The sequence below is a fragment of the Flavobacterium sp. FlaQc-47 genome (assembly GCF_044006475.1).
Classification (GTDB): Bacteria; Bacteroidota; Bacteroidia; order Flavobacteriales; family Flavobacteriaceae; genus Flavobacterium.
Genome location: NZ_JBIPCQ010000002.1, coordinates 623,426 through 644,959 on the forward strand (window position 1 = coordinate 623,426; position 21,534 = coordinate 644,959).

General features: G+C 30.5%; 12 protein-coding genes. 1 reads left to right on the forward strand and 11 read right to left on the reverse strand.

Going from position 1 to position 21,534, the window contains the following annotated elements:
- Positions 1–84: 84 nt before the first annotated feature.
- The 6 genes from ACHRVX_RS08740 to ACHRVX_RS08765 all read right to left on the reverse strand — a co-directional run bounded on the left by ACHRVX_RS08740 (position 85) and on the right by ACHRVX_RS08765 (position 3,910).
- Positions 85–453 (reverse strand): four helix bundle protein, encoded by a 369-nt coding sequence (locus tag ACHRVX_RS08740; protein WP_395331290.1) that lies wholly within the window; start codon positions 451–453, stop codon positions 85–87.
- Positions 454–497: 44 nt separating this feature from the next.
- Positions 498–1,244: a Fe-S cluster assembly ATPase SufC gene (gene sufC, locus ACHRVX_RS08745; protein WP_132032515.1), complete on the reverse strand. Its 747-nt coding sequence runs from the start codon at positions 1,242–1,244 to the stop codon at positions 498–500.
- A 14-nt stretch (positions 1,245–1,258) separates the two neighbouring features.
- Entirely contained in the window at positions 1,259–1,747 is a 489-nt protein-coding gene (locus ACHRVX_RS08750; protein WP_395331293.1) for a flavodoxin family protein, read from the reverse strand.
- Between the two features lie 32 nt (positions 1,748–1,779).
- A complete protein-coding gene (locus tag ACHRVX_RS08755) occupies positions 1,780–1,986 on the reverse strand; it encodes a DUF2683 family protein (RefSeq protein ID WP_395331295.1) in 207 nt (68 codons plus the stop codon).
- Positions 1,987–2,061: 75 nt separating this feature from the next.
- Complete coding sequence (gene sufB, locus ACHRVX_RS08760; RefSeq protein WP_395331296.1) at positions 2,062–3,510, reverse strand: Fe-S cluster assembly protein SufB; 1,449 nt, start codon at positions 3,508–3,510, stop codon at positions 2,062–2,064.
- Positions 3,511–3,580: 70 nt separating this feature from the next.
- Positions 3,581–3,910 carry an iron-sulfur cluster assembly accessory protein gene (locus ACHRVX_RS08765; protein ID WP_089350107.1) on the reverse strand — a complete coding sequence of 110 codons (330 nt, stop codon included), beginning with the start codon at positions 3,908–3,910 and terminating at the stop codon, positions 3,581–3,583.
- A 409-nt stretch (positions 3,911–4,319) separates the two neighbouring features.
- Between ACHRVX_RS08765 and ACHRVX_RS08770 the strand changes: the two genes are divergently transcribed.
- The gene (locus tag ACHRVX_RS08770) at positions 4,320–5,177 is read left to right on the forward strand and encodes an MBL fold metallo-hydrolase (RefSeq protein ID WP_395331299.1); all 858 of its coding nucleotides are present in this window, start codon (positions 4,320–4,322) and stop codon (positions 5,175–5,177) included.
- A 75-nt stretch (positions 5,178–5,252) separates the two neighbouring features.
- On the opposite strand, the gene ACHRVX_RS08775 is transcribed toward ACHRVX_RS08770, so the two are convergent.
- From ACHRVX_RS08775 to ACHRVX_RS08795, 5 genes are all read right to left on the reverse strand, one after another.
- Positions 5,253–6,842 (reverse strand): T9SS type A sorting domain-containing protein, encoded by a 1,590-nt coding sequence (locus ACHRVX_RS08775; RefSeq protein ID WP_395331302.1) that lies wholly within the window; start codon positions 6,840–6,842, stop codon positions 5,253–5,255.
- A 167-nt stretch (positions 6,843–7,009) separates the two neighbouring features.
- Positions 7,010–9,568, reverse strand: a complete 2,559-nt coding sequence (locus tag ACHRVX_RS08780; RefSeq protein ID WP_395331304.1) for a LamG-like jellyroll fold domain-containing protein — start codon at positions 9,566–9,568, stop codon at positions 7,010–7,012.
- A gap of 182 nt (positions 9,569–9,750) precedes the next feature.
- Positions 9,751–10,431, reverse strand: a complete 681-nt coding sequence (locus ACHRVX_RS08785) for a hypothetical protein (RefSeq protein WP_395331307.1) — start codon at positions 10,429–10,431, stop codon at positions 9,751–9,753.
- A 2-nt stretch (positions 10,432–10,433) separates the two neighbouring features.
- Complete coding sequence (locus ACHRVX_RS08790) at positions 10,434–14,861, reverse strand: T9SS type A sorting domain-containing protein (protein ID WP_395331309.1); 4,428 nt, start codon at positions 14,859–14,861, stop codon at positions 10,434–10,436.
- Positions 14,862–15,026: 165 nt separating this feature from the next.
- Positions 15,027–21,434, reverse strand: a complete 6,408-nt coding sequence (locus ACHRVX_RS08795; protein WP_395331311.1) for a leucine-rich repeat domain-containing protein — start codon at positions 21,432–21,434, stop codon at positions 15,027–15,029.
- Positions 21,435–21,534 lie beyond the last annotated feature (100 nt).

Genomic DNA, 21,534 nt, shown 5'->3' on the forward strand with positions numbered 1-21,534 from the left:
CAAAAGGCTTTAGATTGTCGACAATTTTGCAAAACGTCATTAATTAATTGAAGTTGAAAGTTGTAAACTTTACAACATGGAACTTTATGACTTTTGACTTAAATATTTAATGAAACCGCTTAATAGCTTCGATATTTCTGTTATCGATTCTAAAAGTATTTCAAATTCCTCTTTAATAATATATTCTAAATCAAATGCTAAATATAATTGAGAACGAACTTCTCCTGCTGAAGCTTTTGCTACATATAAAAAGTAGATAAACTCTTTGTCTGTATTTCTTTCAAAACCTTCAGCTATATTTGATGATATAGAAATTGATGCTCTTCTAATTTGTCTAACAAAATCAAAGTCTTTTTTGAAACTGGAGTTTTCAGTAATCAGATATATTCTTTTGTTGAAAATTCTCGATTTTTTCCAAGAATTTATTTCTTCGAAAGAACTGAATTTACTCATAATTTACTTTTGACTTTATGACTTTCGACTTTATAGACTGTTTTTTAGTTCTCTGCTTTAATCCAGTCGTATCCTTTTTCTTCCAATTCGTAAGCCAATTCTTTTCCACCTGATTTTACGATTCTTCCGTTGTAAAGAACGTGAACGAAATCCGGAACGATATAATCCAGCAAACGTTGGTAGTGTGTGATTACAATAATTGCGTTTTTCTCGCTTTTTAATTTGTTAACTCCGTTAGCAACAATTCTTAAAGCATCGATATCAAGACCAGAATCGGTTTCGTCAAGGATGGCTAATTTTGGTTCTAACATTGCCATTTGAAAAATCTCGTTTCTTTTTTTCTCTCCACCAGAAAAACCTTCGTTTAAAGAACGGGATAAAAATTTACGGTCGATTTCTAATAATTCAGATTTCTCACGAATTACTTTCAGCATTTCGTTCGCAGGCATTTCAGCCTGACCATTTGCTTTACGAGTTTCGTTGATAGCAGTTTTCATAAAGTTAGTAACGCTAACTCCGGGAATTTCTACAGGATATTGAAACGAAAGGAAAACTCCTTTATGTGCTCTTTCTTCAGGAGCAAGATCAGCAAGATCTTCTCCGTCAAGGAAAACAGCTCCATCAGTAACCTCATAGTTTTCGTTTCCGGCAATTACAGCCGAAAGTGTACTTTTTCCAGAACCGTTTGGTCCCATGATAGCGTGTACTTCGCCAGCTTTAACTTCTATATTAATTCCTTTTAGGATTTCTTTATCACCAATTGAGGCGTGAAGGTTTTTTATTGATAACATTGTTTTTTTTTATTTTATATAAATGTCAATTCTATTTTTGTTGTTTGGTTTAGGATGTTGGCATTAAAATGCGCGTGTCCTAAATATTCCATGCCTAAATAATCGGCTGTTTTTTTGAACGGAATGTAAAAACTTTCTTCAATTTCATTGTCATGTGAATTTGATATCACGCCAATTTTCTTTCCTCTAAGTTTTCTCCCGGTTTCTTTTTCAATTCGGATTAAATCCGAAATACGATCAAAGAAAACCTTCATGATACCGCTCATATTATACCAATATATGGGCGTTGCAAAAATTAAAGTATCGTAATTTTCTATTATTCCTTTTATTAATGGGAAAAAATCATCTTCTCTGTTTTTGCTTTCGTAATCGTAATAGGAAATATTAAAATCACTCAAATTAATTACCTCTATTCCATGTTCTTTAGAAATCTCGTCTACAATTTTTGTTGTATTTCCGTTTTTTCTGGATGAACCTAAAATGATTACTTTTTTGTTTTCCATCAATACTTATTCTTAATGTCTCTCAATGGAAATCATTGTTTCCACAAATTTTTCAAATCTTCAGCATTTATTTTAATCCCTTTTCCATCTTTAATGCTTTGTTCGGCTTCCAGAATTTCTTTCACAAATTCAGGGTTATATGGCTTCTCTTGCACTTCAATTTCAAAATCAAGACGTTTTGCTAAAGCTTTTAAAACTGGCAGGTCTTTTTTCTTTACATTTTTTAGAAGTAAATCCATAACGTCTATTTTTTAATTCAAGATTTTCATTTTTGTTCAAACCAACAACTTGAAACTTTAAACTTGAAACAAATTTTATCCAACAGATCCTTCCAAAGAAATCTCTAATAATTTTTGAGCTTCAACAGCAAATTCCATTGGTAATTTGTTCAATACATCTTTACTGAAACCGTTTACAATTAAGGCAATCGCTTTTTCTGTCGGAATACCTCTTTGGTTACAGTAGAAAACCTGATCTTCTCCAATTTTACTTGTCGTTGCTTCGTGCTCTATTTTAGCCGATGGATTTTTACTTTCGATATAAGGGAAAGTATGAGCTCCGCAATTGTTTCCCATTAAAAGAGAATCACATTGTGAAAAGTTTCTTGCATTTTCAGCTCTTGGGCTAATCTGAACTAATCCACGGTAACTGTTTTGTGATTTACCAGCCGAAATACCTTTAGAAATAATGGTCGATTTAGTGTTTTTCCCTAAATGGATCATTTTAGTTCCTGTATCGGCTTGTTGGTAATTATTGGTAACGGCGATTGAATAAAATTCACCAACCGAATTATCTCCTTTTAACACACAAGAAGGATATTTCCAAGTTACAGCAGAACCTGTTTCTACTTGTGTCCATGAAATTTTAGCGTTTGTTTCGCATAAACCTCTTTTGGTTACGAAGTTGTAAACTCCACCTTTTCCTTCTTTGTTTCCTGGGAACCAGTTTTGAACGGTAGAATATTTAATTTCAGCATCATCCAAAGCGATTAATTCAACTACAGCAGCGTGCAATTGGTTTTCGTCACGACTTGGAGCTGTACATCCTTCCAGGTATGAAACATAACTTCCGGCATCAGCGATAACAAGAGTTCTTTCGAATTGTCCTGTTCCTGCCTGATTGATTCTGAAATAAGTTGAAAGTTCCATAGGGCAACGAACGCCTTTTGGAATATAACAGAAACTTCCGTCAGAGAAAACTGCTGAGTTTAATGCTGCGTAGAAGTTGTCTTTTTGAGGTACAACGCTTCCTAAATATTTACGAACTAATTCTGGGTGTTCTTTGATGGCTTCAGAAATCGGACAGAAAATAATTCCTTTTTCTCCCAATGTTTTTTTGAAAGTAGTAGCTACAGAAACAGAATCGACAACAATATCCATAGCGACATTGTTCATCATTTTTTGCTCATCGACAGAGATACCTAACTTTTTATACATTTCTAAAAGTTCCGGATCTACATCATCAAGGGTTTTAGTCGGATCTACTTGTTTTGGAGCTGAATAATATGATATTGCCTGAAAATCCGGTTTTACATAATGAACATTTGCCCATTCCGGTTCGATCATTTCTTTCCAGGCACGAAAAGCCTCAATGCGCCAGTCGGTCATCCATTGCGGTTCTTCTTTTTTAAGAGAAATAGCTCTTACGATATCTTCATTTAAGCCAATAGGAAACGTCTCTGATTCAATATTGGTATAAAATCCGTATTCGTATTCTTTAGTTTCGAGTTCGATTTTTAAATCGTCTTCAGTATATTTTGACATTTTTTAGTTTTTTAAAACGCTTAAGAAATTGAGTTTCTTAAGCGTTTAAATTTTGCTTTTAGACTTTTATTTATAGCGAAAATGATTCTCCGCAACCACAAGTTCTGCTTGCATTTGGATTATTAAACACGAAACCTTTTCCGTTTAATCCACCTGAGAACTCAAGTATTGTTCCGGCTAAATATAGAAATGATTTTTTTTCAACTGCAATTGTTATGTCGTTGTCTACAAATATTTTATCGTCGTCGCCTTTGGTTTTGTCAAATTTTAAATCATATGACAAACCAGAGCATCCGCCACTTTTAACGCCTACTCTTACATAGTCGATAGCGGCATCAAAACCATCATCTTTCATCAAGTCGATGATTTTCTTTTTGGCTGTATCAGAAACTTTTATCATTGTTTATGGTATTTGTTTTTACTTTTATTTGAATTTGCTTTTAAAAACGTAATTCAATTATTACATTTAAAATGCTGTCTTTCAATATTCAAATAAAATTATCTGCAAATATACGACTTAAAAACCTTTTTCCATAACGCTTCACATTATTATAACAAATGTTAAAATAGATAATAGTTATATAATAAATCACAATGTAATAGTTGAAGTATTTTAAGTAAATAAAAAGTACTTTGTTTCTGTTTCCAATAATAATGTGCATTTTGAAAATCAGACTTCACGATGTTCGAATATAAATATTGTCAATCATCACATATTCTTAATAATTGATTAGAAGTTTTAAACGAAAATTTTTAGCATAACGAGATTGGATTTCCTAGCTTTGTTTCCATATTAGAAATTTATTGTCATGAAATTATACCCAATAGAATCCGGAAATTTTAAGTTAGATGGTGGCGCGATGTTTGGAGTTGTGCCCAAAACAATCTGGAACAAAACCAATCCTGCAGATGCCAATAACTTAATTGATATTGCCGCTCGTTGTTTACTTATTGAAGATGGAAATCGTCTGATTTTAATTGATACCGGAATGGGGGATAAACAATCAGAGAAATTTTTTGGCTATTACTCGCTTTGGGGATCGCATTCTATCGATAAATCATTAGCCAAATATGGTTTTCAACGAGATGATATTACGGATGTTTTTATGACGCATTTACATTTTGACCATTGCGGAGGGAGTGTGCAGTGGAACTCTGATAAAACTTTTTATGAGCCAGCTTTTAAAAATGCTACATTCTGGACAAATGAAAATCATTGGGAATGGGCAACAAAACCTAACGCTCGTGAAAAAGCTTCTTTTTTATCAGAAAATATTCTGCCCATGCAGGAAAGCGGACAATTGAATTTTATAAAACGTCCTGAAAGTGATTTTGGCTTTTCTGAGGAAATGAATTTCGGAATTTATTATGTTGATGGTCATACCGAAAAGCAGATGATTCCGCACATTCAATATAATGATAAAACGATCGTTTTTTGTGCTGATTTATTGGCAACAGCCGGACATATTCCGTTACCATATGTTATGGGTTATGACACCCGACCATTACTGACAATGCCGGAAAAATCAAAATTCCTGAACGCAGCAGCAGATAATAATTATTATTTGTTTTTAGAACACGACGCACACAATCAAATTATAACGGTTGAACATACAGACAAAGGTGTTCGCTTAAAAGAGGTTTTTACTTGCGAAGAAGTACTTTAGTGAATATTTTAAAACATAAAAAGTCCCATTTTCAGTATATCGAAAATGGGATTTTTACTTTAATTAAATTTATAATTATTCAACAATAACTTTCTTGGCCGAAGCCGCATCCTGATTAATTAGGTATACATAATAAACTCCTTTTGGTAAACCGGATAAGTTTATTGTATTATTAGTATTAGCTGAATTAAGCGTAAATGTTTTTACCAATTGTCCTGATGAATTGTAAACAGTTGCTTTTTCTAAAGCGATGTTATTAATGTTTACTTCACCTTTAGTTGGGTTTGGGTATAAAACGGCTTTATTAAAAGCAGAATCTTGTATGCCTAATGTGGAACAATTTGTTGAAAATAAAGCTGTCAGATCTTTTTTAGCAGACCACGTAGCATTTGAATAATCAACATCGTCTACTAGTATACAAGTAAGATTTGAATTGTTGCTGAAGTTAGTATAGTATAGCTTAAAATTGATGTTATTTCCATTCTTTACACTCAAATAAGTTAACTGATTGTCGTTACAATCAAATTCGGTAATTTTTGAATTTTTTGAGATGTCAATACTTGTAATTTGATTTTCATAGCAATCAAATATATTCAACTCAGGATTTTTTGAGACATCAATAGCAGTAAGTTTGTTGCCAACACACACAAATTCCGTAAGTAACAGGTTCTCAGAAAGATTTAAACTAGTGATTTTATTATAATGACAGCCCAAAGAGGTTAAAAGGGTATTGTTTGATATGTTTAGACTGGTTAGGCTATTTTCCCCACAATTTAACTTTTTTAATAAAGTATTATTACCAATGTTTAAGTTGATTATTTGATTTTTTTGGCAATCAAGATTTCTTAATAAGACATTTGAGGTAATGTCTAAGATAGTTAATTGATTTTCTGCAACGTCCAAATCGGTTAGCTTTGTATTTTGACTAATATTTATACTTGCTAATTGGTTTTTATCGCATTTTAAAATCTCTAATGATGTGAAGTCTTCAATTCCTGTTAGATCAGTAATCGCAGAATTAAAGAGATTTAATGATGTCTGTGATGCAACATTTGCTGTTAGTACTTTTCCGTCAGCAATTCCTGAATCAAGACCTAAATCAATCAGTTTATTTTCGAAATTAACATCCGGAATTAACGTGTATTGCGCAACAGGTTCATTAATATCAACAACAGAAACATTGTCCAGCAAAATATCAGAACCTGTAACTCCTGTTGCCCATATATCAATCTCAATGTTTTCAGCAACTGTTGATGTATAGACCAACTCTAATTTTTTCCATTGAGAGGTGGAAAAAGTTATATCGTTAATTTGAGTAAATTTTTCTTTAAAAGTATTGGGTTGATGATACAAACTTAATTCAACAGAAGAAAGTGTTCCTGAAGCAACTCGATGATACATAGTAACGCGATAGGTTTTGTTTGCCTGTACAGCAAAAGTCTTACTATTTATGAAGTTTGTTGATCCGGTAATTTTCATTTTAGTACTTGAGGATCCATTTTGAGCTGTTGCACTTTGAGAAACAAAACCACTAAAAAAACGAAACCAGTTATCTGGTTGCGAAGATGAAGACCAGTCTTCGAAATCTCCATTCGGGACTAAATTGGTTTGGGAATAAATAGAAAAATTTGCTAATAAAAGCAATAGGAGTAGTTTTGTTTTCATAGATTAGTTTTATGATTAATAAATGCGATGCAAGTATACAATTTGTAGTTGGCTTTTTTTTACGGTAAGACGTAATTGCTTATTTAAATTTAAGACTGAGAAAATCATAAAAAAGTCCCATTTTCAGTATATCGAAAATGGGACTTTTTAGTTTATTAAATTTATAATTATTCAACAATAACTTTCTTGGCAGAAGCCGCATTCTGATTAATTAAGTATACATAATAAACTCCTTTTGGTAAACCGGATAAGTTTATTGTATTGTTAGTATTAGCTGAATTAAGCGTAAATGTTTTTACCAATTGTCCTGATGAATTGTAAACAGTTGCTTTTTCTAAAGCGATGTTATTAATGTTTACTTCTCCTTTTGTTGGGTTTGGGTATAAAACGGCTTTATTAAAAGCAGCATCTTCAATGCCTAATGCGGAACAAGTTGCAGAATAAATGGTGGTTGGTTCTTTAATTTTAGACCAATTTGCATTTGAATAAACAGGATCATCTACTTTAATACAGCTTAGAGTTGTAAGTCCTAAAAAGCTTGTATATAAAGCGGCAGTTTTTTTATCTGTTGAAGATGATAAAACAAAATTTCTATTATTACCATTTTGAAGGTTTACTGATATTAATGGATTATTTGTTATATAAACAATTTTTAGTTTAGTGTTTTTAGAGAAATCTAATGTGGTGATCTGGTTTGAAGAAGCATTTAATGTTTCTAAAGCCAAATTCTTGCTCACATCTAAAGTTTTCAATTGATTATCGCTGCAATCTAAAAAAGTTAACGCGGTAAAATATTCAATTCCGGTTAAATCTTGAATGTTGCTGTTTGAAAGATCTAAAGACGTAATTGTACTAATGTTGGCGGTGGTTATTCTTCCGTTTAAACCATCAGTATCAATTCCTAAATCGATCAGTTTTTGTTCGAAACTAGTGTCAGGTAATAATACAAAGTCAATTGAACAATTTGTATTAAAAGTAGCAGCAGCATCTTTTTTACTGCCCCAGTTGGTGTTAGCAAATTCAACATCATCTACCTGAATACAAGTTAAATCTGGATTATTTTTAAAACCATTAGTATAAATATTCAAATTTGCATTATTACCATTTTTGACATTTACAGTAACTAGTTTGTTATTATAAGTATTTAGTTTTATTAAAGCCGTATTTTGAGAAACGTCTAAAGTTGTTAATTGATTCGTATGGCACCATAAAGCTGTTAAAGCTTTGTTTTCAGAAATATTTAGGGTTTTTAATTGATTCTCATAACAATGTAAACTCTCTAAAGATTTATTGTTAGATACATCAATATTTGTTAATTTGTTTTGTTGACAATGAAAGAACGTTAACGCTTTATTATTAGAAATATTTATCTCTGTTAATTGATTCGTTGAACAAACAAACTCTTTTAAAGTGGTGTATTTTGAAATATCAAGAGAGGTAAGTTTATTATCATTTAGATATAAAACATCTAAATTATCACTATCCGGAAGAATAACAGACGATAATTGATTTTCGCCACACCAAACAGTTTCTAAAACAGTATTTTTAGAAATGTCAAGCATTGTCAGTTTATTTCGATCTAAAAATAAAGTAGCTAAATCTTTACTCTTAGAAAGATTAATATTTGTTAACTGGTTGTCTTCAGCACTCAAATTTCTCAATGAATCACATTTTGAAACATCCAGAGATGCTAAATTATTACGATCTAAGTAAATATGATACAGTTGATTATTTTCAGGAAGTTTGATGGATGTTAATTTATTATCTCTACCAAAAAAAAGAAATAATTTATTGTTTTTTGAAAGATCAACATTCGTTAATAAATTTGAACTAAAGTACAAAGCATCTAAATTCTTAAAGTCTTCAATACCTGATAAATCACTAATTGAAGATGAAGAGACGTCAAGATTTGCCAATGAAGCTATATTTGAAGTAGGAACTTTTCCGTCGATAGCTCCAGAGTCAATTCCTAAATCGATTAATTTTTTCTCAAAATTAGCATCAGGGATTAACGTGTAAAGATTGGCAGGCTTTCCTGATTCGTATAAATCTGTAATTTCTTTTTGAGTTAATGCACGATTCCATATTCCGATATCATCTATTGAACCTTCGAAATAATCTTTTGAACTGTTTTTACCTATTTCGCAAATACCTCCAAATCCATTTGTAAACGCATTAACAGTTCCGGTTAATTCAAGAACATTGTTTATGTACAATGAAAAAACGTGAGTGTTTTCATCAAAGACCATTGCAAAAAAGGTCCATTGATCGTTGAAGAAATTCTTTTGGGATTCAAAAACCTGAGAATCAAAATTCACATCTAAATATCCTTTACGATAAAAGCTTATTTTAAATGAATCTGCAACAGCTCCATAACTTGCAAGGCAAAAATCAAAAGAGCTGGAACTAACAGGATCAGTCGCTTTAAACCAACCCGCAATGGTTCTTGTGTTCGTAACTTGTGGCTGATTTGATAAATTTATGCTCATCGCACTATTTATTCCGTTGAAAGAATAAGCAGCATTACTATTTCCAGATCTGTCAGTTGTCAGAGTCAGATTTTGTGGATTCCCATTGACACCATTTCCGCTTTGATCAGCTACATTTCCGTCAAACGGATAATATACTAATAATCCATTTGTTGGTACATAAGTTGGAACATTTGGTGTTTGGGCAGAAACAGAAAAGGTAGCTAATAAAAGCAATAAGAGTAGTTTTGTTTTCATAGATTATATTTAGAATTTTGGAAGTACAAGTATACAAATTATAAAATGTTTTCTTTCTTAAATAATCGCGTTTGTTTGTTGTTTTTTAGAGGTTTGAGTGAAATAAACCTACAGTAAAAAAATCCCATTTTCAACTGATGATCAATGGGATTTTTTAGTTAACTAATTGTAATTTTAAAATTTTAATTCGTCTTGAATTTCCAGACCTGACCGGCTGTTTCTCCTCCTTTATTGTCTTTTACAACAACTTTCCAGAAATATTCTGTCGAAGGTTCCACTGTAACATCAAAAGAGATTGTACTTGTATTTGTGGTTACTTTTGCTGCCGGAGGATTTGTTTTTCCAAAATAAACATCATACGTCAAAACATCTGTTAAGTCAACATCTGTAGCTTTCCATTTTAACGAAGCCGTTGTAGTATTCAACACAGAGTCAATAGTTGGCTGTACTAATTCAGGAGAAAATGGTAAATGATTCACGACCGCTTCGCCGGTTGTATAAAGCTTGAAAGTAGCAGAATAAGTACTTGCTAATCCTTTACTGTCCGTTGCTTTTACTCTCCAGTAGTAAGCCGTATTTTTATCTAAGGCAATTGATGTATTGTTAGCTGTAATCTCAGTCGTTTTTACAATTGGAGCAAATGTATTGTCTTTTGCTATCTGAATTTGATACGTTATAACATCTTTTTCAGTATCTGTTGACAAATCCCATTGAAACGAAACGGTATTATCGACACATAATTTATTATCAGTTGGTGTGACTAATTTCGGTACAGTTGGCGGCGTATTTTCTGGTTCTGAATCATCTCCACCGCATGAAATAAATAAAAAACCAATGATTGCGAGGTATATAAAATTCTTCATTTTTATTTTTTTATAATTTTAATGTATTCCGGAGTATCTAAATAGATTTTAGCAGCATAAATTCCTGAAGGATGATTTTCAAGATGCAATTGTGCTTTTCCGTTTTCGATGATATAATTGTTATCAGAAATCAATTGACCTCCAAAATTGTACATTTCTATTTTAACTTCTTTTTTATTTGTTGGAATTTCAATTTCAAAATATCCCGATGTTGGATTTGGATAAGCTGAAAGTGTTCCCGATTCAAAATCTGATATTGAAACTTTTTTAGCATAAATTCCTTCACAAGCTTTTGAAGTTACTACTTCAACCAAGGCATTTTTACTAACCTCTACAGAAAATTCAGCTTCATTAGTTTGAAATTGTTCTGTTCCATCAACAAAAACAGTAAATGGTGCAGTTCCTTCTGTAATTTCTACAGCAACTGTTTTAGAATTTACAGTAGATTTACCTGTAATATTAGCTCCTTTTGCAATTGAAAGGGTAAAAGTTTGCTCATATACTTCTCCCGGAATTGTGACAATAATAGTATATATTCCAGGTGTCAGGTTGCTTACTTTTAAACTGTTATTTGCAAAAGCGCCGGTTTTTCCGTTTATGTTTGCAACATACGGGAATTGTGCACTTGCAGTTATAGAGATTTCTCCATTATTTTCACCAAGACAAGATTCTCCTTTTGATTCTACAGTGAAATTTTTTGATGGTAAGCTAAAACCACATTCGGTATTATAACTTGCGATTGCATCTTTATAAGTCGCCCATGTTTTATTTGCATAAGCTACATCATCAACAAGAATGCAAAGTAAATTTGGATTGTTTGAAAAGATACTTTGGTATTTACCATCTAAATTTGTATTGCCGCCATTTTTTAAATTTAATTTTGTCAAATTGCTATTGCTGCTGCAAAGAAGTTGTTTTAGTTTTGGGTTAGAAGATAAATCCAAAGTGGTTAATTTATTATTGTCGCAATAAAAGAATTCTAATAAAGTATTTTTTGATACATCTATATTTAGTAACTGATTGTTAGAGCACATAAGTGATTTAAGTGCTGTTTTTTGAGATACATCCAGAACTGTTAACTGATTAGAAGAACAATCGATTGATTCTAAAGCAGGATATTTAGAAAGGTCTATAGATGTTATTTGATTGTTATTACATCTTAAAGATTTTAAAAGTTTATTAGCAGAAAAATCAACTGAAGTCAAATTATTATAACCAACATTAATAGATGTTAGATTGCTGTTTTTAGATACATCTAATTTAACAAGTTTTTCATTCATACTACAATCTAAGAACTCTAACGCTAAGTTCTTTGAAACATCTAAACTCGTCAGCAAACCTTGTTGTAAGCTAAATACGCCTTCCTTATTAGACGAAGAGCAAGACAAGCTTTTAAGATTTATATTATTAGTAACATCTAAAACTGTTAATCTATTATAAGAACAATCAAGAGTTGTTAATGCACTATTTTTAGACACATCTAAACTCGTCAATTTGTTGCCATAACAGTTTAGATCTGTTAAAGCAGTGTTTTTAGAAACATCTAAAGTAGTTATACCGGATTGTCTGCAATCTAATTTTTTTAAGAATTGATTTTTAGACAGGTTTACAGTTGCTATATTAGCCTCGTTATTATTAGGAAATTTTAATTCTTCTAATGCTTCAAAATCCTGAATTCCTGTTAAGTCCTGAATTTTATATTTAGTATTGGCATTGCTTAAATTCAATACTTTTATTTTTGCAATTATATTGGTGAGGACTTTACCATCCTGAACACCGTCAATTCCTTTTTGTATTAATAGTTTTTCAAATTCAGCATCTGGAATAAGGGTATATAATGGTGCAGTACATGCTGCAGCAGTATAATCTACATATGCGTCTTTGTTTATCCAGTTTTGAGTTGAATAATTTACATCATCAACTTGTATACAATACAAACTCGGATTACCGTTTAAGGCTACATCTCCATTTGTTAGTTTTGTATTATTACCATTTTTTAGATTTATCTCGTTTAAAACTAGATTATATTGACAATATACTGTAGATAAATTAATGTTTTTAGACAAATCAAGACTTTTAAACTGACTGCTATTAGCGTTAAAATAGTTTAATTTTAAATTTTTAGAAACATCAATGTTTGTTAATTGAGCTGATCCACAAGTAATTGATGTTAAATTAACGTTTTTTGAAAGATCTATAGTGGTTATTGCAGTATCAGAAAAATTTACCCGCTGCAATACAATATTATTAGACAGATCAATAGTTGTAAATGGATTTCCAAAACAAGAAAGAGTGAGTAAACCTAAATTTTTAGAAACATCAATAGCGGTTAATTCATCTGCTTCACAATATAAGGCATCAAGATTTATATTTTTAGAAATATCTAAAGCTGTTATTTTGTTACCACTTATGTTTAAGTTTCTTAATCCTGTATTTTTACTAACATCAAGAATCGTTATATTAGTATAGGAACAACTAAATATACCCAATGCCTGATGTTTAGAAATATCAATTGTACTGATTAAAGTACTGTTGAATGCTAATTGCTGTAACGAAAGATTTTTTGTTATGTCTATATTTGCAATCTTATTTCCATTAAAAATTAAAGTAATTAATTTTGTGTTTTTAGAAATATCTAAACTTGTCAATTTATTTGCAGTACAATTTAAGGATGTTAAATTTATATTTTTAGAAACATCTAACTTTGCCAGCTTTCCATCTGCATCTCCTTTAAAATTATAACTACCTCCACTAGCAGAAAGTATTTCTAAGGCTTCAAAATCCTGAATTCCTGTTAAATCAGAAATAACTCTTGTATCAACGGTTAGTGATTTAACCGTTTTAATGTTAGACGTTAATACTTTACCATCAGTTGCACCTGAGTCAAGACCTAATGAGATTAATTTTTTTTCGAATTCAATATCAGGAATTGCCGTGTATACCAGCGGACATGAGTTTGAATAACTGGCGGAAGCGTCTTTAAATTTTTCCCAATTTGTATTAGAATAGACCACATCATCTACAAGTACACAGCTTAAATTTGGATTGTTTTTTAAATCGAGAGAATTTATCAGACTGTTTTTACCGTTTTGCACATTTAAAGTCGTCATTTCAAAATTCCCATTGCATGATATTGTAGACAAGGCAGTGTTTTTGCTTAGGTCTAGTGTTGTCAAACGATTAGAGTCAACAGTTAAGCTGGATAAATTTTTATTTGTAGAAAGATCTAATGAAGTTAATTGATTAGAATCACAATGCAGGTAAATCAATTGAGTGTGTTTAGAAACATTTAGCGATGTAAGTCGATTAAAACCGCATGATAGAACTAATAAATTTAAATTATTAGAAATATCGAGAGTTGTCCATTTAAGTCCCTGAATGTCCAGTTCCCTCAATTTTGTAAGTTTAGAAATGTCTAAGCTTGTTATAGAAGTAGATCCAAAATATAAATAAGTTAATGCTAAATTATTAGAAATATCAAGTGTAGTAATTGGGTTATTACTTACAAGTAAGTAGTCCAGAGCAGGGTTTGCGGATGTGTTAAGACTAGAAATTTTATTATAACTCATACTCAAAGTAGTCAATTTAGGATTGTTAGAAATATCTAAACTACTAATTTGATTTCCTCCAATAATCAAAGATGTCAAATTAACATTTTTTGAAACGTTTATCGTTTTAAGTTTACCATTTCCTCCGGCACCTGTATATGAATTTGCATTACAATTTAATAACTCTAAAGATTCAAAATCTTCTATTCCCGTTAAATCAGAAATTATCGAAGGATCAATAGTTAGCGATTTAACCGTTTTAATTTTAGAAGTCAATACTTTACCATCAGTTGCGCCTGTGTCAAGACCCAAAGAGATTAATTTTTTTTCGAATTCAATATCCGGAATCAAAGTATATTTCAAAGTAACCTCGTTAACATCTACAACGGATACATTATCAATTAAAATTTCAGAATTAAGAGATCCTGTTGTCCAGACATCAACTTCGATATTCTCAGATACTGTTGAAGTATATTCAAATTCAACTTTTCTCCAGTCTGTAGTAGAAAAAATAACATCAGATTTTTTTATTATTTCCTCTTTAAAAGTGCCTGGTTTGCGGTATAAACTTAAATCTAGAGAAGTAAAAGTTCCTTTTACAGTTTTGTGATATAAAGTTATGCGGTACGTTTTATTTGCCTGTACTGCAAAATACTCACTATTAATATAATTAAAAGTTCCGCTTGCTACCATCATGTTGGTACTTGATTTACCACTTTGAGCAGTTGTACTTTGAGAAACATAACCGCTAAAATAACGGTACCAGTTGTCTGGCTGTGAAGATGAAGCCCAGTTTTCGAAATCACCATTTGGAACCAAATTGGTTTGGGCACTAATGGTTAAAGAAATCAATAATAAAAATAAAAGTAGTTTTGTTTTCATATAATCAGTTTATAATTAGGTCAGGCAAGTGTACAAATTGCAATTCAAATTTCCTTACGGGAACACGTAATTGATTATTGTTTAATTTTTGAAAATAGGCTAAACATAAAAAGCCCCATTTTCATAGTATTGAAAATGGGACTTTTTAGTTGAATTAAATTATAATTATTCGACGATAACTTTCTTTGCAGAAGCAGTATCCTGATTAATTAAATAGACATAATAAACGCCTTTTGGCAAATCAGATAAATTAATCGTGTTATTTGTGTCGCTTGTACTAAAAGTAAACGATTTAACTAATTGTCCGATAGAATTATAAACAGTTGCTTTTTCTAAAGAGATATTGCTAATGTTTACTTCACCTTTAGTTGGATTTGGGTATAAAACAGCTTTATTAAAAGCAGCATCTTCCAGACCTAATGCAGAACAAGTCGCAGAATAAATAGTAGTTGGCTCTTTTATCTTAGACCAATTTGCATTAGAGTAAGCAGGATCATCAACCATCACACAACTTAAAGTAGTAAGACCAAGAAAAGATGTTCCTCCCGTATTTGCCGCTTTTTTATCTGTAACAGATGCTATTACAAGATTTCTGTTGTTTCCATTTCTAAGGTTTATTGATACTAAAGGATTGTTTGTAATATAGATTACTTTAATGTTAATATTTTTAGAAACATCTAATGTAGTAAGTTGGTTTGAGGAAACATTCAATGTTTCTAAAGCCACATTTTTACTCACATCAATAGTTGTCAGATGATTATAGCTACAATCTAAATAGACTAATGATTTGAAATTTTCGATTCCGGATAAATTAGAAATATTACTGTTAGAAAGATCTAAATAAGTAACAGAAGTAATATCTGCAACTGTAATTTTTCCGTTTAAACCATCCGTATCAATTCCTAAATCAATTAATCGCTGTTCAAAATTGTGATCTGCAATCAAAACAAAATCTCCTCCACAATTGGTATTAAAAGTTGCCGCAGCATCTTTTTGAGTTGACCAGTGCGAATTTGAATACGCTGCATCATCAACCTGAATACAAGTTAAATTAGGATTATTTCTAAAATCTACATTATATAAAATAAAGTTAGGATCAGGATTGTATGGATCTAAAAGAGTATTATTTCCGTTCTTTAAATTTAAGCTTGTTAACTTATTAGAAGCGCATTCAAATGAATGTAGATTAGTATTTACCGAAACATCTAAAGTCGTTAAAAGGTTATTGCTGCAATCTAATAAAGATAATTTAGTGTTTTTTGATACATCAAGATTTGTTAGCTTATTATTATCGCAATACAAATAATCTAATTTCAGGTTTTTCGAAACATCTAAATTTGTTATTACATTATCACTACAATCAAATATCTCTAAATTAGTATTGAATGAAATATCGATGCCTTGTAAATCATTTCTGTAAATAAGAAGCCTTGTCAAAGCTAAATTTTTCGAAACATCTAAATAAGCTAACTTATTTGTGTTACAGATTAATGAAGTTAAAGCAGTGTTTTTAGACAGATCAATAGTTGTAAAAAGATTGTTTCCGGACGACAATTCAGTTAATGCTAAATTCTTTGTAATATCCAGATAGTAGATTTGATTTGATGTACAAGTCAACGATTTCAAAGCCACATTTTTAGAAACCTCTATGTAACTTATTTTATTATATCCAAAATCAAGTTTTGTCAATTGAGTATTCTTTGTAATGTCTAAATCAGTGATTTGATTTGAAGCACATTGCAAAGTTGTTAATGCTTTGTTTTGAGTAACATCCAATATTTTTAGTCCGTTAGAGTAACAATTTAAATACGTTAAAGCCGTGTTTTTTGTAACATCTAATGTCGCAACAAGATAATTATTGTTACTGTCTAAATACGTTAAAGCAGTATTTTTAGAAACATCTAACGTTTTTAATTGATAATTACCATTACATTCTAATTTAGTCAAAGCAGTAAAACCCTGGATTCCTGTCAAATCAATAATAGAACTGTAAGAAACGTTTAAAGAAGTTACAGTATTAATATTCGAAGTCAAAACTTTCCCATCAACAACACCATAATCAATACCTAATGCGATTAGTTTATTTTCGAAATTCACATCTGGAATCAAAGTATAGCCATTTGAACAATTAGCCGAATAACTTGCAGTTGCATCTTTGGCATTTGCCCAATTTGTATTTGAATAGGTTACATCATCAACCTGAATACAGGTAAGATTAGGATTTTTGGTAAGAGTCAATATCGAACTGTTCAACAAAGTGTTTTTTCCGTTTTTCAAATTTAAGTTAGACAGATTATTCCAGTCACAAAACAAATTAATCAATGCGGGATTTTGAGATAAATCTAAACTTGTCAATTGGTTTGAGCCACAAGACAAATAGTTCAAAGCTGTATTTTTTGAAAGATCAATCGTTGTTAAAAAATTTGAGCCAAAATTAAATTGAGATAAAACAGTATTTTTAGAAACATCTAAAGTGGTTAATTTGTTAGACGCACAATTAAAGTTTTTTAACAAAACATTTTTCGAAACATCTAATGTAGTAATGTCATTTAAACCACAAAAGATGGTGATTAATTGTAAGTTGTTAGTAACATTTATTGATGACAACCTGTTTGCGCTACAAATTAAAACTTCTAAAGCTTTATTTTGAGAAACGTCTAAGCTTGTTATTTGGTTATTTCCGGCATATAAGTTTACTAACAATGTGTTTTTAGAAACATCTAGACTAGTTAGTTTTCCTTCGCCGCGATTGTATGAGTTTCCGTCCAGACCATCGCATCTCAATGTAGTTAACAAAGTGTTTTTTGTAACATCTAAGCTTAATAATTGTTTTGAACTACAATTTAAATCTTTCAGTAAAGTATTTTTAGAAACATCTAATGTTGTCATTAAATTTCGGCTGCAGTCTAAAGTTGTCAAAGCAGTAAAACCTTCAATTCCTGTTAAATCTGAAATTGAACTGTTATATACATCTAAAGTTGTTACCTGGTTAATATTCGAAGTCAAAACCTTACCATCAGCAACGCCCGAATCATGACCTAATGCGATTAGTTTGTTTTCGAAATTAACATCTGGAATCAAAGTGTATAAATTTGAACAATCTGCAGAATAATTTGTAGTTGCGTCCTTAGCAGCAGCCCAATTTGTATTTGAGTATGTTACATCATCAACTGTAATGCAGGTAAGATTAGGATTTTTGGTAAGATTTAAAACTGAACTGTTCAATAAGGTATTTTTTCCGTTTTTCAAATTTAAGTTAGACAGATTATTCCAGTCACAAAACAAATTAATCATTGCGGGATTTTTTGATAAATCTAAACTTGTCAATTGGTTTGAGCTACAAGACAAATAGTTCAAAGCCGTATTTTTTGAAACATCAATTGTAGTCAAAAGGTTTGAACCAAAATTAAATTGAGCTAAACTGGTATTTTTAGAAACATCTAAAGTGGTTAGTTGGTTAGAAGCACAGTCAAAGTTTTTTAACAAAACGTTTTTCGAAACATCTAAAACAGGAATGTCATTTACACCACAAAACAATGAAGTTAATCCGGTATTATTAGTAACATTTAATACTGATAACCTATTAAAATCACATATTAAAACAACTAAAGCAGTGTTTTTAGAAACATCCAGACTTGTTATTTGATTGCTGTTGCAATATAAATTAGTCAATAATGTATTTTTAGAAACATCTAAAGCAATTAATTTTCCATCGCCTCTGGCATATGAACTTCCGTTTAACCCGTTGCAGCGTAATGAAGTCAATAAGGTGTTTTTTGTAACATCTAAGCTTAATAATTTTTGTGAACTGCAATTTAAATCTTTCAATAATGTGTTTTTAGAAAGATCTAAACTTGTCATTAAATTTCGGCTGCAGTCTAAAGTAGTCAAGGCAGTAAAACCCTGAATTCCTGTTAAGTCTGATATAGAACTTGATGATACATTTAAAGTTGTCACTTTGTTAATATTCGAAGTCAAAACCTTACCATCAGCAACACCCGAATCAATACCTAATGCAATTAATTTATTTTCAAAATTAATGTCCGGTATTAAAGTGTAAGAAATAGAACAATCTGCTGTATAATTTGCAGCAGCATCTTTTTTACTTGCCCAATTAGTATTAGAATAAGTTACGTTATCAACTTGTATACAACTTAAATTAGAATTATTTGTAAAGTCAATATAGCTGGACAATGAAGTATTTTTTCCGTTTTTTAAGTTAAGGTTTACTAACAGATTTGATTTACAGGATAAAGCAGTAAGCAAAGTGTTTTTAGAGACATCAAGACTTGTTAATTTATTAGCACTACAATCTATATTATAAAGACCAATATTTTTTGAAACATCTAATCCTGAGAGTTTATTTGATTCACAACGTAAATCTGTCAAAGCGATATTTTTAGAAATATCAAGAGTTATTAACTCATTTGATCCACAAAATAATTCAGTAAGTAAAGTGTTTTTAGAAACATCTAAACTTGTAAATTGATTTGAAGTTGCATAAAGTTCTTTGAGTTTAATATGCTTAGAAATATCAATAGTTTTTAACGGATTAGAACTTACACGCAACGAAGTTAAATCTAAGTTTTTAGTAATATCAAGTGTGGAAAGTTGATTATAATGAGACCACAACTGCGTCAATTTAGTGTTTTTAGAAACATCAATAGTTGTTAATAAATTACCGCTAAAATTTAATTGGGTCAAATTAACATTTTTTGAAACATCAAGATTTGTTATTAGATTGTAACTGCAATCTAAATAAGTCAAAGCAAGATTATTTGATATGTCCAGATTTGTTAGTTGGGCTGGGCTTGAAGAACTTGAATTACAGGACAAATATAGTAAGTTTACATTTTTAGTAACATCCAAATTAGTTAATGGATTTAACCCAACATATAAAGTAGTCAGATTTACATTCTTAGAAACGTCAATATTTGTTATTTGATTTGAATCACAATATAATTCAAGTAATGCTACATTTTGAGTAACATTTAGGTTTGTCAATTTATTAGAATAACAAACTAATTGAGTTAGTGAAGTAAAATCCTGTATTCCCGTTAAATCAGTAATATAGCTGGAGGCAACATTTAAAGATTTTACAGATGAAATTCTTGATGTTAATACTTTACCATTTTGACCATCATTATCAATACCTAATTCAATTAATTTATTTTCAAAAAGTGGATCAGGAATAAGAGTGTAGGATCCGCAGATCGTATTAAATGCAGTTGCCGAATCTTTTTTTGTACTCCAGTTGTTGTTAGAATAAATATCATCATCAACCTGAATGCAGCTTAAACCGGGATTATTAGTAAATAAAATAGTGTTATTTACAAAAGCAGTATTATTTCCGTTTTTTAAATTTAGATAATAAAGATCATTATTATCACAACGTAGAGACGTTAAAAGCAAATTTTTAGAAACATCAATAAATGTTATTTGGTTAGAACTACAATTTAAAGTTTGCAGTTTACTAAAATATTCAATTCCTGATATATCTTTAATTGAACTGTTTGAAATATCAAGTGATGTCAGGTTGCGAATATTAGCAGTTAATACATATCCATTTTTTCCATCAGTATCAATACCAAGGCTAATTAATTTATCCTCAAACTTTTCATCGAAAATTTTTGTAATTTCAGTACAGCTTACCTCAGAATAGGTGCCTGCGGTACTGTTTAAGCTTGGCCAGTTTGTATTTGAAAAAGCAACATTATCAACCTGAATACATTTTAGATTGGAATTGTAGGTAAAATCTAAAGCATAATTGCGAATATAAGTATTACCTCCGTTTTTTAAATTTATCGACGTTAACTCATTAAAACTGCAATTGATTTGAGTCAGAGTTCTGTTTTTAGATAAATCAAGAGTGGTTAATTTATTATTATTGCAGATTAACTCATTTAAACGCATATTTTCTGTTACATCTAAAACGGTTAAGTTATTATTGGCACAATCTAAACGCGTTAAATTTGTATTGTCTGAAACAATTATACTACTAAGATTGTTTTGTGAACAAGACAAACTCACTAAATCTCTATTTCTGGATACATCTAAAACGGTCAGTTGATTTTGATTTACATATAAATCCTGCAATTTTAAATTTAGTGTTACATTTAAATTTGTTAATTTATTTTCACGACAAGATAAAGTAGTAAGATCTGAATTTTTCGAAATGTCTAAATTTGTTAGTTGATTTATGTGACAACTTAAAGTAGCGAGATGAATGTTTTTTGTAACATCAAGTACCGTTAATTGGTTATCTAAACAAGACAAATAAGTCAAAAGAGTGTTTTTTGAAACATCTAAACTGGTCAGTTTGTTAGAATAACAAAATAATTCTTTTAATTGAATAAAATCCTGAATTCCGGTTAAGTCTGCAATATTACTAGATGAAACATTAAGAGTGGTTAATGAATTAACATTAGCAGTAGCTACTTTACCATCAGGAATTCCTGAATCAATTCCCAGTGCAATTAATTTTTTTTCAAAGTTAATGTCAGGAATAGAAGTGTATTGAGCATAAATAGAAAAATTTGCCAGTAACAGCAATAAAAGTAGTTTTGTTCTCATAAATTAAATTTAGGATTTCGAGGTACAAGTATACAATTTAGAATTATCATTTTATTACGGGAAGACGTATTAAAAATAAATTACTTCTCATTTTAGACTG